Here is a 17375-nt window from a genome sequence, read left to right on the forward strand (position 1 = left end):
GTAAACCGGTCGGGCGGCGAGGGCCCGGCCCATAGGATGGCCGGTGAACCCACTTCATCGCAGGAACGGTTTCGATCATGTCCGCCATCACCCGTGACGAGGTGTCGCACCTCGCCCGGCTGTCCCGGCTGGCGCTCGGCGACGATGAGCTCGACCATCTCGCCGCCCAGCTCGACCAGATCATCTCCGCCGTCGCGCGGGTGCAGGAGGTCGCCGCGCAGGACATCCCGCCCACCTCGCACGCGCTGCCGCTGACCAATGTCTACCGGGCGGACGAGGTGCGGCAGTGCCTCACGCCCGAGCAGGCCCTCGCCGCCGCGCCGGCCGCCGAGGAGCAGCGCTTCCGCGTCCCCCGGATCCTGGATGAGGAGGCCTGATGGAGCTGTTCAGGAAGGGCGCCGCGGAGCTCGGCGAGCTGCTGGCCGCCGGCGAGGTGTCGGCCGTCGAGGTGGCCGAGGCGCATCTGGACCGCATCGCGGCCGTGGACGGGCAGGTGAACGCGTTCCTGCACGTCGACCGCGAGACGACGCTGGCGCAGGCGCGGAAGGTGGACGAGCGGCGCGCGGCGGGGGAGGAGCTCGGCCCGCTGGCCGGGGTCCCCATCGCGCACAAGGACGTGTTCACCACCGTGGACATGCCCACGACCGCCGGGTCCAGGATTCTTGAGGGCTGGCGGCCGCCGTACGACGCGACCGTGACGGCGCGGCTGCGGCAGGCCGGGCTGGTGATCCTCGGCAAGACGAACATGGACGAGTTCGCGATGGGCTCGTCCACGGAGAACAGCGCCTACGGCACCTCGCGCAACCCGTGGGACCTGGAGCGCATCCCGGGCGGCTCGTCCGGCGGGTCGTCGGCGGCCGTCGCCGCCTATGAGGCGCCGCTGTCGACGGGCACCGACACGGGCGGCTCCATCCGGCAGCCCGCCGCCGTCACCGGCATCGTCGGGATGAAGCCGACCTACGGCGGCTCGTCCCGCTACGGCATCATCGCGTTCGCCTCGTCGCTCGACACGCCGGGCCCGTTCGCCCGCAACGTGCTGGACGCGGCGCTGCTGCACGCGGCGTTCAGCGGCCACGACCCGATGGACTCCACGTCCGTGGACGAGGCCGTCCCGCCGGTCGTGGAGGCCGCGCGGCACGCCGACGTCGACGGGCTGCGGATCGGCGTGGTGAAGGAGTTCGCCGGCGACGGCTACGAGCCCGGCGTGTCCGCCCGGTTCGCCGAGGCGGTCGAGCTGCTGGAGGCCCTCGGCGCGAAGGTCGTCGAGGTGTCCTGCCCGCACTTCACCTACGCGCTGCCGGCCTACTACCTGATCGCGCCGTCGGAGTGCTCGTCCAACCTGGCCCGCTTCGACGCGATGCGGTACGGCCTGCGCGTCGGCGACGACGGCGCCCGCAGTGCCGAGGAGGTCATGGCGCTCACCCGCGCCGAGGGCTTCGGGCCCGAGGTCAAGCGGCGCATCATGCTCGGCACCTACGCGCTGTCGTCCGGCTACTACGACGCCTACTACGGCAAGGCGCAGCAGGTGCGGACACTGATCAAGCGCGACTTCGAGGCCGCGTTCGAGCAGGTGGACGTGCTGGTCTCGCCGACCACGCCGACCACCGCGTTCCCGGTCGGCGAGCGTGCCGACGACCCGATCGCGATGTATCTGGCCGACCTGTGCACGATCCCGGCGAACCTCACCGGCAACGCCGCGATCTCGGTGCCGTGCGGACTGTCGGACGGCCTGCCGGTCGGCCTGCAGATCATGGCTCCGGTCCTCGGCGACGACCGCGTCTACCGCGTCGGCGCCGCCGTCGAGCGGGCCCTCGAAGACCGCTGGGGCGGCCCCCTGCTGGCCAAGGCCCCGGAACTGGTGGAGGCGAAGTGACCACCCCGACGCTGATGAACTACGACGAGGCGCTGGCGAAGTTCGAGCCGGTCCTCGGGGTCGAGACGCACATCGAGCTGGACACCGCGTCCAAGATGTTCTGCGGCTGCCCGACGACGTTCGGGGCGGAGCCGAACACGCAGGTGTGCCCGGTCTGCCTGGGGCTGCCGGGGGCGCTGCCGGTGACCAACCACGCGGCGATCGAGGGCATCATCAAGATCGGCCTCGCGCTGAACTGCGAGATCGTGGAGTGGTGCAGGTTCGCCCGGAAGAATTACTTCTATCCGGACATGCCGAAGAACTTCCAGATCTCGCAGTACGACGAGCCGCTCTGCGTGGACGGTCACCTGGACGTCGAGGTCGACGGCGAGACGTACCGCATCGAGATCGAGCGCGTCCACATGGAGGAGGACACCGGCAAGTCGCTGCACGTCGGCGGCGCGACCGGACGCATCCACGGCGCCGAGTACTCGCTCGTCGACTACAACCGGGCCGGCATTCCGCTGGTGGAGATCGTCACCAAGCCGATCGCGGCGACCGGTGACAGGGCGCCGCTCGTGGCCCGGGCCTACGCCACGGAGCTGCGGGAACTCGTCCGTTCGCTCGGTGTGTCGGACGTCCGCATGGAGCAGGGCTCGATGCGCTGCGACGTGAACGTGTCGCTCATGCCGCGCGGCGCGCAGGAGTGGGGCACCCGGACGGAGACGAAGAACGTCAACTCGTTGCGGTCGGTGGAGCGGGCCGTCCGGTCGGAGATCGAGCGGCAGGCGGGCGTGCTGGACTCCGGCGGGCGCGTGATCCAGGAGACCCGCCACTTCCACGAGGACACCGGCCGCACCACCAGCGGGCGCAGCAAGGAGGAGGCGCAGGACTACCGGTACTTCCCCGAGCCCGACCTGGTGCCGATGGCGCCGTCGAGGGAGTGGGTCGAGGAACTGCGCGCGTCGCTGCCCGAGCTTCCGGCCGCGCGCCGCCGCCGCATCCAGCGGGAATGGAACCTGTCCGATCTGGAACTGCGGGACGTCGTCAACGCCGGTGCCGTCGACCTCATCGAGGCGACGGTCGCGCAGGGCGCGGACGCCGCGGCGGCCCGCAAGTGGTGGATGAACGAGCTGTCGCGGCGCGCGACCGAGCAGGGCGTCGAACTGGCGGACCTGCCGATCACGCCCGCGCAGGTCGCCCGCGTGCAGGCGATGATCACCGCCGGGGAGCTGAACGACAAGCTGGCCCGCAAGGTGTTCGAGGGCGTCCTCGCGGGGGAGGGCACGCCGGACGAGGTCGTCGCCGCGCGCGGCCTGAAGGTCGTGAGCGACGAGGGCGAGCTGGCGTCCGTGATCGACCAGGTGATCGCCGGCAACGCGGACGTGGCCGACAAGATCCGGGCCGGGAAGGTCGCCGCCGCCGGCGCCCTCGTCGGCGCCGTGATGAAGGCCACCCGCGGGCAGGCCGACGCAGGCCGCGCCCGCGAGCTGATCCTGGAGAAGCTCGGCGCGTCCTGACCGCGTGCCGCCGTCCCGCGACCGCCGGCCCGTGGCCGCGCCGCGGGACGGCGGTCAGCCGAGCGGGACGCCGAGGATGCGGTCGTCGGCGGGCACGGGCTCACCGCGGCCGTCGCGGTTGCTGGTGGTGACCCAGAGCGAGCCGTCCGGCGCCCGGACGACGGCGCGCAGCCGGCCGTAGCCGTTCTCGAAGTGCGGGACGGGACGGCCCGCCTTGCCGTGGTCGAGGGGGACCTGCCAGAGGCGCCGCCCGCGCAGCGCGGCCGCCCACAGGGACCCGCCGGCGTAGGCGAGGCCGGACGGAGACGCCTCGTCGGTCGTCCAGGTCAGCAGCGGATCGGTGAACCCCTTGCGGTGCCCGAAGCCCTCGACCTCGGGCCAGCCGTAGTTGTGGCCCTTCTCGATCAGGTTGATCTCGTCGAAGCGGTTCTGCCCGAACTCGGTGGCGTAGAGGCGGCCCTCGTCGTCCCAGGCGAGGCCCTGGACGTTGCGGTGCCCGTACGTCCAGACGCGGGTGCCGAACGGGTTGCCGGGCGCCGGCCTCCCGTCCGGGGTGACGCGGAGGATCTTGCCGCCGAGGGAGTTCTTGTCCTGGGCCACGCCGCCCTCACCGGTCTCGCCCGTGGTGATGTAGAGCATCCTGTCGGGCCCGAACGCGAGGCGCCCGCCGTTGTGGACGGCGCCCTTCGGGATGCCGGTGACGATCGGCTCCGGCGTGCCGAGCCGTCCGTCGTAGGTGGCGCGGACGACACGGTTGTCGGACGCGGTCGTGCAGTACAGGTAGATCGAACGGTCGGTCGGATACGACGGGGACACCGCCACGCCCAGGAGCCCGCCCTCGCCCTCGGGCTTCACGCCGGGCACCGTCCCGGCGACCGTCTTCCGCCCGGACGGGGTGACCCGCACGAGCCGGGCCGAGTCGCGTTCGGTCACCAGGGCGTCGCCTCCCGGCAGGAACGCCGCCCCCCACGGGACCTCCAGCCTCGTTGTGATCGTGCGCGGGGTGCCCGGCCGGGCGCCGGCCGGGGCGCTCGACGGCAGCGGCGGCGGCGTGTGCGCGGTGCCGCCCCCGCCGGACGATGAGGACGAGCAGCCCGCGAGGAGCACCGCGGACGAGATCAGGACGATTGTGCGCAGTCGCATGGACGCCTCCCGCAGTGAGTACGGATCCGGCGGACAGGTCGTTCCCCGTCACCGAACGTCATGCCGGGCACATCGCCGATTCGGTGACGGACGGCCCCTGGACATCCCGAACGGGGCGGCGACGAGGTCGTTTGTCGCCGGGAGGACGCTCAGCCTCAATCGCTCCGTGACCTACCGAACGTACAGTGAGCGACACGGTGATCCCGTAGTGCAGCAACGTCGCTGATCTCCGGCAGGCGGCTCCGGCAGGCACAGCTCCCCCAGGCACGCCGGCGCGCCCGCCACCGGCCCGCGCCGACCATGCGCGGGGCACGTTTCATGACCTTCCGGCCGTTGTACGAGCGGCGAGGGTCGTGGACCCGCTCCCCCCGGCGTGCGGCGTCACCGTTTCGCGGGGGCCGATCAGCTCCACCAGGGGGCAGGAAGGGACACGGCGTGATGAGCGGCGATTACGCCAGGCGGGTACCGCCGCGTACGCTGCCGGTCGCCATGGCCGCGGTCGTCGGCCTGCTGTACGCCACCGGCTCGCTGCTGGGCTGGGGCGGCCGGGCCTTCATCGCGTGGACGGAGGCGGGCGCCGCGGGCGCCGCCGCGATCTCCCTGCTGCTGTCGTCCCGGCTGCCGGACGGTGTCCCGGCGGAGCCGGGCGTCCCGCGCGGGCTCTGGCGCGCGTCGTGGCGCTGGTACGGCATCGCCGCGGCGTCCTGGTTCGCGGGCGCCGTCGGCAGCGCGCTGTCGGACGGCCCGGGCCGCAGCGCCCTGTCGCTCTCGGTGCCCGACCTCTTCTACCTGTTCGCACTGGTAGCGCTCGTCACGGGCCTCATCGTCCCGATAAGACCGCCCCGCGACGCGGGAACGTGGCTGCGTTACGCCGCGGACACCTATGTCTGCGCCTGCGCGCTGTTCGTGCTCGGCTGGGTCGCGCTGTTCGGCACCCTCTACCACCGGTCAGGGGAGTCGCCGCCGGAGTTCCTGCTGGAACTGCTGTACCCGGTGATCGACATCGTGTTCGTCTGCGGTGCGCTGCCGTTCGTCCTCGGCGCCGCGCACGGGCACCGCCGCCTCGCCTGGATGGGGTACGGCGCGCTGACGGCGATCGCGGTCGCCGACATCGTGACCACGTTCGTCCGGCTGGAGGGCGGCGGTCCGGTGGACGACCCGTCCGACATCCTGCGGCTCGCCGGGCTGCTGCTCCTGCTGCTGGTGCCGTGGACGGGCCCGGCCGCGGGCCCGGACCTGCCCGTCGACGACATCCCCGCGGACGTCGAGCCCGCCGCCGAGGAGCGCGGCCGCATGATCGGCCCCGGCATCGCGCCCGCCGCCGTCGCGGCCGCGGCGGCGCTGTTCATCGCGGGCCACTCCCTCACCGGGCGGAACGGCCTGGAGCCCGCGGTGTCGATCGCCGCGGGCTCGGCGGCGCTGGTGCTGATCGCGCGCCTCGCCGGGCTGCTGCGCGAGAACGAGGCGCTGCGCCGCGCCGTGGACACCGGTGAGGAGCACTTCCGGGCGCTGTCGGAGAGCATCAACGACGCGGTGCTCATCTGCGACCTCGACGCGACCGTCCAGTACGCGAGCGCGGGCGCCCTCCGGACGTACCGCTACACGTCCGACGAACTGCTCGGACGCCCGCTGAACGAGATCATCCACCCGGAGGACCTGCCGCGCGTCCAGGCCGTGTTCACCGAGTTCCTGGACGAGGAGGCCGGCCCCGGCGGGCCGGACGACGCGCTGCGGGTGTCGTGCCGGGTACGCGCCGCGGACGGCACGTGGCTGCCGACCGAGTCGACGATCTCCCGGTACAGCGGCTCGGACGGGACCCCGGCCCGGCTGCTGGTCACCACCCGCGACCTCAGCGAGCGGGCCGCGCTGCAGCGGCAGGTCGCGCACCTGACGTTCCACGACGGGCTGACGGGCCTGCCGAACCGCGCCTATTTCGAGGAGCGGACGCGGGAGGTGCTGTCGCGGCAGCCGTCCGGCGGCACGGTCGCGGTCGTGTTCGTCGACCTGGACGGTTTCACCGCGGTGAACGACTCCGAGGGGCACGCCGCCGGTGACCAGGTGCTCGCGCAGGCGGCGCGGCGGCTGCGCGCGAACGTCCAGTCCGACGACACGGTGGCGCGGTGGGGCGGCGACGAGTTCGCCGTCCTGGTCCAGTTGCCGCCGGACGCCCGGGAGACCCGCGCCACGGTCGAACTCGCGGGACGGCTGCTGCGCGTGCTCTCGGTCGACCCGTATCAGGTCGGTGACAAGCACATCGTGCTGACCGCCAGTGTCGGCATCGCGTTCGCCGGGGACGAGGAGGAGCCCGCCGGCACCGACACGGACGCGGGCCGCAGGCTCCGCCGCAGCGCCGCCGACCTGCTGCGCAACGGCGACCTCGCGATGGCCCGCGCGAAGGAGCTGGGCGGCGGGCGCGTCGAGGTGTACGCGCCGCACATGCACGCCGACGTCGTCCGGCGGCTGGAGCTGGGCAGCGACCTGCAGGCGGCGCTCGCCGAGGAGCAGTTCGCGGTCGAGTTCCAGCCGGTGGTGGACCTCGCGACGTCCCGGGTGACCGGGGTGGAGGCGCTGCTGCGCTGGTGGCGCGGGAACGAGGCGGTGTCGCCCGAGGAGTTCATCGGCCCGGCCGAGGAGACCGGCCTGATGATCCCGCTCGGCGGCTGGGTGCTGCGGGAGGCGTGCCGGGAGGTCGCCCGGTGGCGCGGCGACTCGTGGGACGTGGGCCTGTCGGTGAACTTCACCGCCCGGCAGATCGCCGCGCCCCGGTTCGTGGAGTCGGTCGCGGCGGCGCTGGAGGAGACCGGGCTGCCGCCGAGCGCGCTCACGCTGGAGGTCCGCGAGGAGGTCCTCGTCGAGGACGCCGGCCAGAACGTGGAACGGCTGTCGGAGCTGCGCGACCTCGGCGTCCGGCTCGCGATCGACGACTTCGGCACCGGGTACGCCTCGCTCGCCTATCTCGGGCAGCTCCCGGTCGACGTCATCAAGATCGACCCGTCGTTCGTGGCGGGTCTCGGCTCGGACGAGACCCGGACGCTGCTCACCCGGACGATCGTGCGGCTCGGCAGCGACCTCGGGCTGACCGTGGTCGCGGAGGGCATCGAGCGGCCCGAGCAGCTGGAACTGCTGCGGGAGATGGGCTGCCCGCGCGGCCAGGGTTTCCTCGTCGCGCGTCCGATGGCGGCCGGGCGGGTCGAGTCGCTGGTGCGGACGAACCTGGCCGGGCGGAACCGTCCCGGCGATGTCGCCCTGCCCCTGCCGGGGTGACCTCCGACACATCTGTCTCAGATGGTGGGACAAAGTGTCCACGAATTTGACCGGCGGCCGGACATCGGCGAAAGTGGGCTCGTGCAGAGCACTTCCACCATCCTCGTAGTACTTGGTCGGCGCGCAGGCTGATCAAGCTTCTCGTCCTGCGCGCCTCCCCTCGACCGCTTCACGGCGGCGGGGGTTTTTTGTTGCCCGGAGAGCCAAGACTCACATTCCCCAAGGAACCGCAGAATCATGACGACCGAACAGATGACGGGAGCCCAGGCGCTGGTCCGCGCCCTGGAGAACGTCGGCGTCGACACCGTGTTCGGCATTCCGGGTGGCGCGATCCTCCCGGCGTACGATCCGCTGTTCGACTCCAAGAAGCTGCGCCACATCCTCGTCCGGCACGAGCAGGGCGCGGGGCACGCCGCCCAGGGCTACGCGATGGTGACCGGCAAGGTGGGCGTGTGCATGGCCACCAGCGGGCCGGGCGCGACCAACCTCGTCACGGCGATCTCCGACGCCTACATGGACTCGGTGCCCATCGTCGCGATCACCGGCCAGGTCGCGTCCTCCCTCATCGGGACGGACGGCTTCCAGGAGGCCGACATCGCCGGCATCACGATGCCGATCACCAAGCACAACTTCCTGGTCACCGACGCCGCCGACATCGCCCGGACGATCGCCGAGGCGTTCCACATCGCGAGCACCGGCCGGCCCGGCCCGGTCCTCGTCGACATCGCCAAGGACGCCCTGCAGGCCACCGTTGGCTTCGACTGGCCTGTCACGCTCCAGCTCCCCGGGTACCGGCCCGTCACCCGGCCGCACTCCAAGCAGGTCCGCGAGGCGGCACGGCTGATCGTCCAGTCCGAGCGCCCGGTGCTGTACGTCGGCGGCGGTGTGCTGAAGGCCGGCGCGTCCGCCGAGCTGAAGGTGCTCGCCGAGCTGACCGGCGTGCCCGTCGTCACCACGCTGATGGCCAAGGGCGCGCTGCCCGACAGCCACCCGCTGCACATGGGCATGCCCGGCATGCACGGCGCGGTCGGCGCGGTCGGCGCGCTGCAGCGTGCCGACCTGCTGGTCGCGCTCGGCGCCCGGTTCGACGACCGGGTCACCGGCAAGCTGGACGGGTTCGCGCCGCACGCCAAGGTCGTGCACGCCGACATCGACCCGGCGGAGATCTCCAAGAACCGGCACGCCGACGTCCCGATCGTCGGGGACGCCCGTGAGGTCATCGCCGACCTGATCGTCGCCGTGCAGAACGAGCACGAGGCGGGCCGCAAGGGCGACTACACCGACTGGTGGCGGCAGCTCAACGCCTGGCGCGAGACATATCCGCTGGGCTACGACACACCGGACGACGGCTCGCTGTCCCCGCAGTACGTCATGGAGCGGATCGGGCGGATCGCCGGACCGGACGCCTACTACGTCGCGGGTGTCGGCCAGCACCAGATGTGGGCCGCGCAGTTCATCAAGTACGAGCGCCCCGGCGCGTTCCTGAACTCCGGCGGGGCGGGGACGATGGGCTACGCCGTCCCGGCGGCGATGGGCGCCAAGGTGGGCGCGCCCGATACGACGGTCTGGGCGATCGACGGCGACGGCTGCTTCCAGATGACCAACCAGGAGCTCGCGACCTGCGCGATCGAGGGTATCCCGGTCAAGGTCGCCGTGATCAACAACGGCAACCTCGGCATGGTCCGGCAGTGGCAGACGCTCTTCTACAACGAGCGCTACTCCCACACCGGCCTCAAGCCCCAGGCCGAGCACGCCGTGAAGCGCATCCCGGACTTCGTCAAGCTGGCCGAGGCGTACGGTTGTGTCGGCCTGCGCTGCGAGAGGGCCGAGGACGTCGATGAGGTCATCGCCAAGGCCATGGAGATCAACGACGCGCCGGTCGTGATCGACTTCGTGGTGCACGAGGACGCCATGGTCTGGCCGATGGTCGCGGCAGGAACCACCAACGACGACATCAAGATCGCGCGGGACATGGCGCCCGAGTGGGAGAACGGAGACTGACCCCGATGAGCCTGCACACCCTCTCGGTGCTGGTGGAGAACAAGCCCGGCATCCTGGCCCGGGTCGCGGCGCTGTTCTCCCGGCGCGGTTTCAACATCGAGTCGCTCGCGGTCGGCGTCACCGAGCACCCGGACATCTCCCGGATGACGATCGTCGTGAACGTCGCCGACCTGCCCCTCGAACAGGTCACCAAGCAGCTCAACAAGCTGATCAACGTCCTGAAGATCGTCGAGCTGGACTCCTCGGCGTCGGTGCAGCGCGAACTGGTGCTCGTCAAGGTGCGCGCCGACGCCGAGACACGCTCCCAGGTGCTGGAGACCGTCAACCTGTTCCGTGCCAAGGTGGTGGACGTCGCACCCGAGGCCGTCACCATCGAGGCGACCGGCAACCGCGACAAGCTGGACGCGTTCATCCGGGTCCTGGAGCCGTTCGGCATCAAGGAACTGGTCCAGTCGGGCATGGTGGCCATCGGCCGCGGCGCCCGGTCCATCACCGACCGCTCGCTGCGGGCCATCGAGCGCAGCGCGTAACCCCGTGGGGGACGCCCCCCACACCTCCGGCAGCCGTGTGGGGGGCGACCCCCACACCCCCGGCAAACCAACGAAAACAACGAAAGGCAACAGCACTGTGGCTGAGATGTTTTACGACGACGCCGCCGACCTGAGCGTGATCCAGGGCCGGCACGTGGCGATCATCGGCTACGGCAGCCAGGGGCACGCGCACGCGCTCTCGCTGCGCGACTCCGGCGTGGACGTCCGGGTCGGGCTCCGCGAGGGGTCGGCGAGCCGGGAGAAGGCGGAGGCCGAGGGCCTGCGCGTGGTCACCCCGGCGGAGGCGGCCGAGGAGGCCGACCTCATCATGCTGCTGGCCCCGGACCACCACCACCGGGAGATCTTCGAGAAGGACATCAAGCCGGCGCTCGTGGAGGGCGACGCGCTGTTCTTCGGCCACGGCTTCAGCATCCGCTACGACCTCGTCCAGCCGCCGGAGGGCGTGGACGTGGCGATGGTGGCGCCGAAGGGGCCGGGGCACCTCGTCCGCCGCCAGTTCGTCGCCGGACGCGGCGTGCCGGTGATCGTGGCCGTGGAGAAGGACGCGTCCGGCAACGCCTGGCCGCTGGCCCTCTCCTACGCCAAGGCGATCGGCGGGCTCCGCGCGGGCGGCATCAAGACCACGTTCACCGAGGAGACCGAGACCGACCTGTTCGGCGAGCAGGCCGTGCTGTGCGGCGGCGTCTCCGAGCTGATCAAGACCGGGTTCGAGGTGCTGACCGAGGCCGGCTACCAGCCGGAGGTCGCCTACTTCGAGGTCCTGCACGAGATGAAGCTGATCGTCGACCTCATGTACGAGGGCGGCATCGCCAAGATGTACTGGTCGGTGTCCGACAACGCCGAGTACGGCGGCTACAGCCGCGGCCCGCGCGTGATCACGCCGGAGACCAAGGCCGCGATGAAGAAGATCCTCGGCGAGATCCAGTCCGGGCAGTACGCCAAGGAGCTGGTGGACGAGTTCGAGGGCGGCCAGAAGCAGTTCCAGCAGTACCGCGAGGAGCTGGCCGGGCACCCGATCGAGAAGACCGGGGCGGAGCTGCGTCCGATGATGAGCTGGCTGAACGACTAGTCCGCGCTTCGCACCGAAGGCGCGGGGGCCACCTGGCCCCCGCGCCTTCGCGCATTGGATGCATACTCGGTATTGCGAGAGCCATACTCCGTATGCATACTTGGTAGGCATGTCGATCCGTCATGGCCTGCTGGCACTGCTGTCCCAGGGGCCCCGCTACGGCTACCAGCTGCGCGCCGAGTTCGAGTCCTCGACCGGCGCCACCTGGCCGCTCAACATCGGCCAGGTCTACTCCACGCTCTCCCGCCTCGAACGCGACGACTTCGTCACCCGCGTCGGCGCCGACGGTGAGGGCCGCTTCGTCTACCGGATCACCCCGGCGGGTGAGGAGGACGTCCGGCGGTGGTTCGCCACCCCGCTCGTCCGGTCCGACCGGCCGCGCGACGAACTGGCGATCAAGCTGGCGATGGCCGTCACCACCCCCGGCGTGGACGCCGCCCGCGTCGTCCAGGTCCAGCGCACCGCCACGCTGCGCTCTCTCCAGGACCTCACCCGGCTGAAGGCCGACGCGCCCGCCGTCCCCGCCGACCAGGGCGACCGCGCGTGGCGGCTCGTCCTGGAATCCATGATCTTCCAGGCGGAGGCCGAGGTGCGCTGGCTGGACCACTGCGAGTCCTACATCGTCCGCGCCGAGCCGCCCGCACCCGCGGCTCCCGCCGAGGCGCCCGCACGGGCCGACGAGGAGGCGCGGCGATGAGCGTCCTGTCCATGCGGGGCGTCTCCCGCGACCACGGGACGGGGCCAGGTCTCGTACACGCCCTCGCCGAGGTGACGCTGGACGTCGCACCGGGCGAGTTCGTCGCGGTGATGGGCCCCTCCGGCTCCGGCAAGTCGACCCTGCTGACGCTCGCCGGCGGCCTCGACGCGCCCACGTCCGGGCAGGTCGTCGTGGACGGCGCCGACCTCGGCGCGCTCAGCCGGGCCGAACGCTCGGCGCTGCGCCGCCGCGCCGTCGGCTACGTCTTCCAGGACCTCAACCTCATCCCCAGCCTGACCGCCGCCGAGAACGTCATGCTGCCGCGCGAACTGGACGGCGTCCGCACCCGCCAGGCCCGCGTGGAGGCGCGGCACGCGCTGAGCGAGGTCGGCGTCGCCGAACTCGCCGACCGGTTCCCGGACGAGATGTCCGGCGGCCAGCAGCAGCGCGTCGCGATCGCCCGCGCGCTCGTCGGCGACCGCCGGCTCGTCCTCGCCGACGAGCCGACCGGCGCGCTCGACAGCCACACCGGCGAGGACGTCATGCGGGTGCTGCGGGGCCGCTGCGACGCGGGCGCGTCCTGCCTGATGGTCACGCACGAGTCCCGGCACGCCGCCTGGGCCGACCGGGTCGTGTTCCTGCGCGACGGCCGGATCGTCGATGCCACCCCAGACCGCTCCGGGCCCGAGACCCTGCTCCAGGAGGCGAAGTGAATCGCTACCGATTCGCGCTGCGCCTCGCCCGGCAGGACGCGCAGCGCGCCAAGGGGCGCACGGCGCTGATCCTGGGCATGATCGGGCTGCCGGTCGCCGCCGTCGTCGCCCTGGCCGTGCTCTGGCGCACGGCCGGGGCGGCAGAGCCGGAACCGGCCCAGTCGAGTTCCGGCGAGGGCGCCGTGCTCGCGATGATCTTCGCGATGGTCGTGCTGGAGATCGTCCTGCTGGCGGGCCCGGCGTTCGCGGTGGACGTCCGCAGGCGCCGCCGCGACCTCGCGCTCGTCGCGGCGGCCGGCGGCAGCGGCCGGCACCTGCGTGCCACGGTCCTTGCGAGCGGGCTGCTGCTCGGCGGGGCCGCCGCGGTCGGCGGGGCCGCGCTCGGCATCGCCTCGGCGTCCATCGTCAACCGCGCCACCGGCGGCGACGCGCCGTCCCTGGCGGTGCCGTGGCTCGCCGTCGCCCTGACGATGCTGTTCGGCGCGGGCAGCGGGCTGCTGGCCGCGCTCGTGCCCGCCGCGCAGGCCGCCCGGATGGACGTCGTCGCCGCCCTCGCCGGCCGCCGCGAACCGCCCGGCCCGGCCCGCCGCGGCTGGCCGATCGCCGGCGGCATGCTCGTCCTCGCGGGCCTCACGCTGTCGGTGTGGGGCACCCGGCAGTGGCGGGAACTCGGCGCGGCGGCCGGCGCGGCGCTGGTCATCATCGGGCTCGTGCTCGCCTGCCCGTGGCTCGTCGGCACCACCGGGCGGCTCGCCCCCCTGCTGCCGATGCCGCTGCGCTTCGCCGTCCGGGACGCCGCGCGCAACCGGTCCCGCACCGCACCCGCGGTCGCCGCGATCATGGCCGCCGTCGCCGGGATCACCGCGCTGGCCATCGGGGGCGCCAGTGACTTCCGGCAGCGGCAGATCGAGTACCAGCCGAAACTGCCCATGGGGTCGGCGCTGGTCCGGCCGCCGCTGGACCGGGCGGACGCGGTCGGCCAAGCCGTCTGGCGCGCCCTGCCCGGTGTGCCCGTCCGCACGCTGAAGGCCCTGCCCGGACCGGGGACCGCCTGCCCGCCCGGCGACACGGCGCAGTGCCCCGGCGTCGAGTTCGCCGGGGGCTCCGAGCTGTACGACGGCTCCGTCGTCATGGACAACGTGGTCGGCGGCCCCCGCGAGGCCGCGATGCTGCTCGGCGCCGAGGACCCAGCCGTCACCTCCGCGCTGAACGCGGGCAAGGTCGTGCTGTTCGGGGTGCGGCCGCCGGCCGAGGGCAAGGTGACCGCCACGGTGTTCTACTGGGCGAACGAGGAACAGCGCACCATCCGGACGATCAAGGACCTGCCGGCCGTCGCCGCCTCCGGCGACTCGCCCGTGCGGACCATCGTTCCCCCGGCGGTCGCCGAGCGGATCGGGCTGCCCGTCCGGACGGAGGCGTTCGGCATCGACCGCGCGGACCACCGCGTCACCGAGGCCGAGCAGGCACGGCTGGACAGGGTCCTGGACTCCTTCTCCAAGGACGAGGGCGCCGTCTACGTCGAGCGGGGCTTCACCAAGTCGTTCGACGAGATCACCCTGGCGCTCGGGGCGGTCGCGGCGATCCTGGTGTTCGGCGGCGCGCTGATCGCGACGGGCCTGGCGTCCGCCGACGCCCGCCCCGACCTCGCGACGCTCGGCGCGGTCGGCGCGGGACCGCGCGCCCGCCGGCTGCTGACCATGGGCCGGGCCGGGTTCATCGCCGTGCTGGGCTGCTGGCTCGGCATCGCGGGCGGCCTCGTCCCCGGCATCGCGGTGACGCGTCCGCTCACGGCGCAGGTCGAGGAGTTCGGCGCGCCGCAGCACGGCACGATCATCGACATCCCGTGGGCGCTGCTGGCGGCCATCGCCGTCGGCCTCCCGCTCCTCGCCGCGCTCGTCGCCGGGGCGTTCACCCGGTCGAACCTGCCCATGACGCGTCGCAATCCGACTTAGGAAACGCGTGGCCCGAAACTCAGCCGCGCGCCGGACCGATGGTAGCGTCCGGCGCGTGGCGGAGATCGTCGTGGCGCGGGGACCCGCCGGCGAGATCCCCGCCGGCGCCGGGGGAGGCACCCGGCGCCGCCTGCCGCCCGCCGCGCTGATCGCGGCGAGCGCGCTGCTGTACGCGGCGTACTCGCTGATGCGGCTGCGCGCCTTCCGGACCGGCAGTTACGACCTGGTGATCTTCGATCAGGCGGTTCGCTCCTACAGCCGGTTCGATCTTCCCGTCGCGATGGTCAAGGGCGTCCACAACGACTTCGGCCCCCACTTCTCCGTCCTCGGCGACCACTTCTCGCCGATCCTGGCGCTGCTCGCGCCGCTCTACTGGATCCACGGCGGCCCGGAGACGCTGCTGGTCGCGCAGGCCGTGCTGTTCGCGCTCGCGATCTGGCCGATCTGGCGGTACACCGAACGCAGGCTCGGCCGCGGCGCCGCGTACTGCGCGGCCGGCGCGTACGCGCTGTCCTGGCCGATCGCCGAGGCGCTCGCGTTCGACTTCCACGAGGTCGCGTTCGTGCCGCTGCTGTCGGCGCTGCTCGTCGAGCGGTACGACGCGGGACGGCGGGTCCAGGCGGCAGGGGCCGCGTTCCTCCTGCTGCTCACCAAGGAGGACATGGGGCTCCTCCTCACGGGCTTCGGCATCTACCTGCTCACCCGTCCGGACGAGCAGGAAGGCGAGCGCCGCGGGTTCGGCGACCTGCTGCCGCGAGGCGACCGGCGCGCCGGCCTCACCTACGTCGTGGTCGGGCTGGCCGCCACCTGGGTCTGCTCCCGCGTCCTCATCGCGGCGTTCGGCGGTGACAACGGCTACTACTGGGCGTACGGAGCGCTCGGCCCGGACGTGCCGCACGCCGCCGCGCACGCGCTCACCCATCCGTGGGACGTCCTGACCGTGCTCGCCGACCCGCCGCAGAAGGTCGTGACGATGGCGCTGGTCGTCCTGCCGCTGCTCCTGCTGCCGCTCGCCTCCCCGCTGACGCTGACCGCGCTGCCGCTGCTGGCCGAGCGGATGCTCGCCAGCCGCTTCGGCAACTGGTGGGAGCCGCACTACCACTACAACGCGTTCATCGTCGCCGTGCTCGTCCTCGCGGCGGTGGACGGGGCGGCGCGGCTGCGCGGACGGCTCGGGGCCGCGCGGCGGGTCCCGCCCGTCCCGCCGATGGCCGGGGCGCTGGCCGCCACGCTCGTCTGCGTGCCGTTCTTCGCCTACCGGTACCTGGCCGATCCGGCGCTGTGGCAGCCGAACGAACGCGCCCGCGCGGCATCGGCGGCGGTCGCGACGATCCCCGACGGCGCGCTCGTCGAGGCCGCGAACGGTGTCGGACCGGCGCTGACCTCCCGCGCCCGCGTGCTCCTGTGGGACGAGCACCCGCGCGGCGCGCCCTGGGTGGTCGCGTACGTCGGACAGCTGGAGTTCCCCTTCCCGTCGGTCGCCGAGCAGCGGCGGCGGGTCGCCCGGCAGGAGGCCGCCGGCTACCGGGTGATCTTCCAGCGGGAGGGCTACATCGTGCTGCACCGGGACGCCCCCGATCCCTGGTGAAGCATTTCACGATCGTTTGGACGGATTGTCCAGTGACCCACGGGGAAGATCACGGTCAGAAAGCCGGTGAAGGTGTCGCCGGGATAAATATCCCTACCCTTTCTGGGTACTTTGCCTGATACTTGAAGAAAGCGGTGACGGGTGCGGCCGGTACTGGGAGTACCTGCGCGAACACTTACGTGACCGCCGCCGCGGCGGGCGTTGAGGCGGAGTGCATGAGCGGTGTGAGGCTGATCGAGGGCAACGGAAGGTCATCGGCCGGAGGCGACGCGCAATTCCCTGCCGGCGCGGCAATCCCGCGGGCAGGTAAATCTCCGAATAACGGTGCGGAGTCATGACATGCCGGCGCGAGGGGACAGGGACGTCCGGCGCTGGGAGACGTGCGGGCAGGCGTGGATCGGCGTGCTCCGGCACGTCTGGGCGGCCGGGGAGGCCGGGCTGGAGGACGGCGGTCCCATCATCGAGGGGCCCCCGCTGGTGTTCGAGATCAACTCGCTGAGCTGGGAGGACCCGATCCTGCACGAGCACGGCGACCGGGTGCGGCTGGTCCGGCGGGCGCAGGAGCGCACCCGCCGTGTCGTCCGCGGGCGGTACTGGCCGAGGCTGCACGACCTGGACGGGCACGACCAGATCCGGTGGGTGGTGGACCTGCTGCGGGCCAGGCCGTGGACGACGAGCGCGTGGATCTCGCTGACGATCCCGGGTGAGCCGGCGGACGGGCTGCCCGCCCTGACCGCGCTGTCGTTCCGCATCCGCGGCTACCGGCTGATCATGACGGCGATGTTCCGGTCGCAGAACGTCCACCGCGGCTACCTGATGTACATCCCGCTGCGCGAGGTGCAGTTGCAGGTGGCCGAGGAACTGGGGCTGCCGGCCGGTCCGCTGCGGGTGTTCGTGGACGTCCCGCACATCCACGTCGCCGACGCCGAGGGAGTGGCGTGCGTGCTCGCCGCGGTGCCGGAACCGAACGCGGCCTGACGAACCGGGGCGAACCCGGCCGGACTGCCCGTACCGGCAGTTAAGGG

13 protein-coding genes are annotated in these 17375 nt (G+C 72.5%); 12 read left to right on the top strand and 1 reads right to left on the bottom strand.

Going from position 1 to position 17375, the window contains the following annotated elements:
* The first annotated feature begins 77 nt into the window (after positions 1–77).
* Genes gatC through gatB form a run of 3 tightly spaced genes read left to right on the top strand, consistent with a single transcriptional unit; the run spans position 78 to position 3372 of the window.
* Positions 78–377, top strand: a complete 300-nt coding sequence (gene gatC, locus ACQP1N_RS10200; protein ID WP_067793764.1) for an Asp-tRNA(Asn)/Glu-tRNA(Gln) amidotransferase subunit GatC — start codon at positions 78–80, stop codon at positions 375–377.
* Positions 377–1873: an Asp-tRNA(Asn)/Glu-tRNA(Gln) amidotransferase subunit GatA gene (gatA, locus tag ACQP1N_RS10205; RefSeq protein ID WP_174548816.1), complete on the top strand. Its 1497-nt coding sequence runs from the start codon at positions 377–379 to the stop codon at positions 1871–1873. Before gatC ends, gatA begins: the two co-directional genes overlap by 1 nt.
* A gap of 14 nt (positions 1874–1887) precedes the next feature.
* Positions 1888–3372, top strand: coding sequence for an Asp-tRNA(Asn)/Glu-tRNA(Gln) amidotransferase subunit GatB (gatB, locus tag ACQP1N_RS10210; protein WP_067793779.1), 1485 nt, complete (start codon positions 1888–1890; stop codon positions 3370–3372).
* 54 nt (positions 3373–3426) lie between these two features.
* On the opposite strand, the gene ACQP1N_RS10215 is transcribed toward gatB, so the two are convergent.
* On the bottom strand, positions 3427–4515 hold the full coding sequence (locus ACQP1N_RS10215; RefSeq protein WP_067793762.1) for a PQQ-dependent sugar dehydrogenase: 1089 nt from the start codon (positions 4513–4515) through the stop codon (positions 3427–3429).
* 438 nt (positions 4516–4953) lie between these two features.
* Here ACQP1N_RS10215 and ACQP1N_RS10220 point away from each other — a divergent pair, with 438 nt between their 5' ends.
* The 9 genes from ACQP1N_RS10220 (at position 4954) to ACQP1N_RS10260 (ending at position 17328) form a co-directional block, all read left to right on the top strand.
* Positions 4954–7779 (top strand): putative bifunctional diguanylate cyclase/phosphodiesterase, encoded by a 2826-nt coding sequence (locus tag ACQP1N_RS10220; RefSeq protein WP_067793761.1) that lies wholly within the window; start codon positions 4954–4956, stop codon positions 7777–7779.
* Between the two features lie 237 nt (positions 7780–8016).
* Entirely contained in the window at positions 8017–9780 is a 1764-nt protein-coding gene (locus ACQP1N_RS10225) for an acetolactate synthase large subunit (protein ID WP_067793760.1), read from the top strand.
* Positions 9781–9785: 5 nt separating this feature from the next.
* Entirely contained in the window at positions 9786–10310 is a 525-nt protein-coding gene (ilvN, locus tag ACQP1N_RS10230; RefSeq protein ID WP_067793759.1) for an acetolactate synthase small subunit, read from the top strand.
* A 106-nt stretch (positions 10311–10416) separates the two neighbouring features.
* Positions 10417–11400 (top strand): ketol-acid reductoisomerase, encoded by a 984-nt coding sequence (ilvC, locus tag ACQP1N_RS10235; RefSeq protein ID WP_067793758.1) that lies wholly within the window; start codon positions 10417–10419, stop codon positions 11398–11400.
* Positions 11401–11509: 109 nt separating this feature from the next.
* Entirely contained in the window at positions 11510–12097 is a 588-nt protein-coding gene (locus ACQP1N_RS10240) for a PadR family transcriptional regulator (RefSeq protein WP_067793757.1), read from the top strand.
* Complete coding sequence (locus ACQP1N_RS10245) at positions 12094–12810, top strand: ABC transporter ATP-binding protein (protein ID WP_067793756.1); 717 nt, start codon at positions 12094–12096, stop codon at positions 12808–12810. The genes ACQP1N_RS10240 and ACQP1N_RS10245 overlap by 4 nt, the downstream gene beginning before the upstream one ends.
* On the top strand, positions 12807–14762 hold the full coding sequence (locus ACQP1N_RS10250) for an FtsX-like permease family protein (protein WP_433230708.1): 1956 nt from the start codon (positions 12807–12809) through the stop codon (positions 14760–14762). Before ACQP1N_RS10245 ends, ACQP1N_RS10250 begins: the two co-directional genes overlap by 4 nt.
* Positions 14763–14817: 55 nt before the next feature.
* On the top strand, positions 14818–16350 hold the full coding sequence (locus ACQP1N_RS10255; RefSeq protein ID WP_433230711.1) for a DUF2079 domain-containing protein: 1533 nt from the start codon (positions 14818–14820) through the stop codon (positions 16348–16350).
* Between the two features lie 339 nt (positions 16351–16689).
* Positions 16690–17328 (top strand): hypothetical protein, encoded by a 639-nt coding sequence (locus tag ACQP1N_RS10260; protein ID WP_242608852.1) that lies wholly within the window; start codon positions 16690–16692, stop codon positions 17326–17328.
* Positions 17329–17375 lie beyond the last annotated feature (47 nt).

Source organism: Actinomadura formosensis, from assembly GCF_050948385.1.
Classification (GTDB): domain Bacteria; phylum Actinomycetota; class Actinomycetes; order Streptosporangiales; family Streptosporangiaceae; genus Spirillospora; species Spirillospora formosensis.

Bases quoted from the DNA above. Each gene is read 5' to 3' on its own strand.
- gatC (WP_067793764.1), top strand. From the start codon at position 78: ATGTCCGCCATCACCCGTGACGAGGTGTCGCACCTCGCCCGGCTGTCC.
- gatA (WP_174548816.1), top strand. From the start codon at position 377: ATGGAGCTGTTCAGGAAGGGCGCCGCGGAGCTCGGCGAGCTGCTGGCC.
- gatB (WP_067793779.1), top strand. From the start codon at position 1,888: ATGAACTACGACGAGGCGCTGGCGAAGTTCGAGCCGGTCCTCGGGGTC.
- ACQP1N_RS10215 (WP_067793762.1), bottom strand. From the start codon at position 4,515: ATGCGACTGCGCACAATCGTCCTGATCTCGTCCGCGGTGCTCCTCGCG.
- ACQP1N_RS10220 (WP_067793761.1), top strand. From the start codon at position 4,954: ATGAGCGGCGATTACGCCAGGCGGGTACCGCCGCGTACGCTGCCGGTC.
- ACQP1N_RS10225 (WP_067793760.1), top strand. From the start codon at position 8,017: ATGACGACCGAACAGATGACGGGAGCCCAGGCGCTGGTCCGCGCCCTG.
- ilvN (WP_067793759.1), top strand. From the start codon at position 9,786: ATGAGCCTGCACACCCTCTCGGTGCTGGTGGAGAACAAGCCCGGCATC.
- ilvC (WP_067793758.1), top strand. From the start codon at position 10,417: ATGTTTTACGACGACGCCGCCGACCTGAGCGTGATCCAGGGCCGGCAC.
- ACQP1N_RS10240 (WP_067793757.1), top strand. From the start codon at position 11,510: ATGTCGATCCGTCATGGCCTGCTGGCACTGCTGTCCCAGGGGCCCCGC.
- ACQP1N_RS10245 (WP_067793756.1), top strand. From the start codon at position 12,094: ATGAGCGTCCTGTCCATGCGGGGCGTCTCCCGCGACCACGGGACGGGG.
- ACQP1N_RS10260 (WP_242608852.1), top strand. From the start codon at position 16,690: ATGCCGGCGCGAGGGGACAGGGACGTCCGGCGCTGGGAGACGTGCGGG.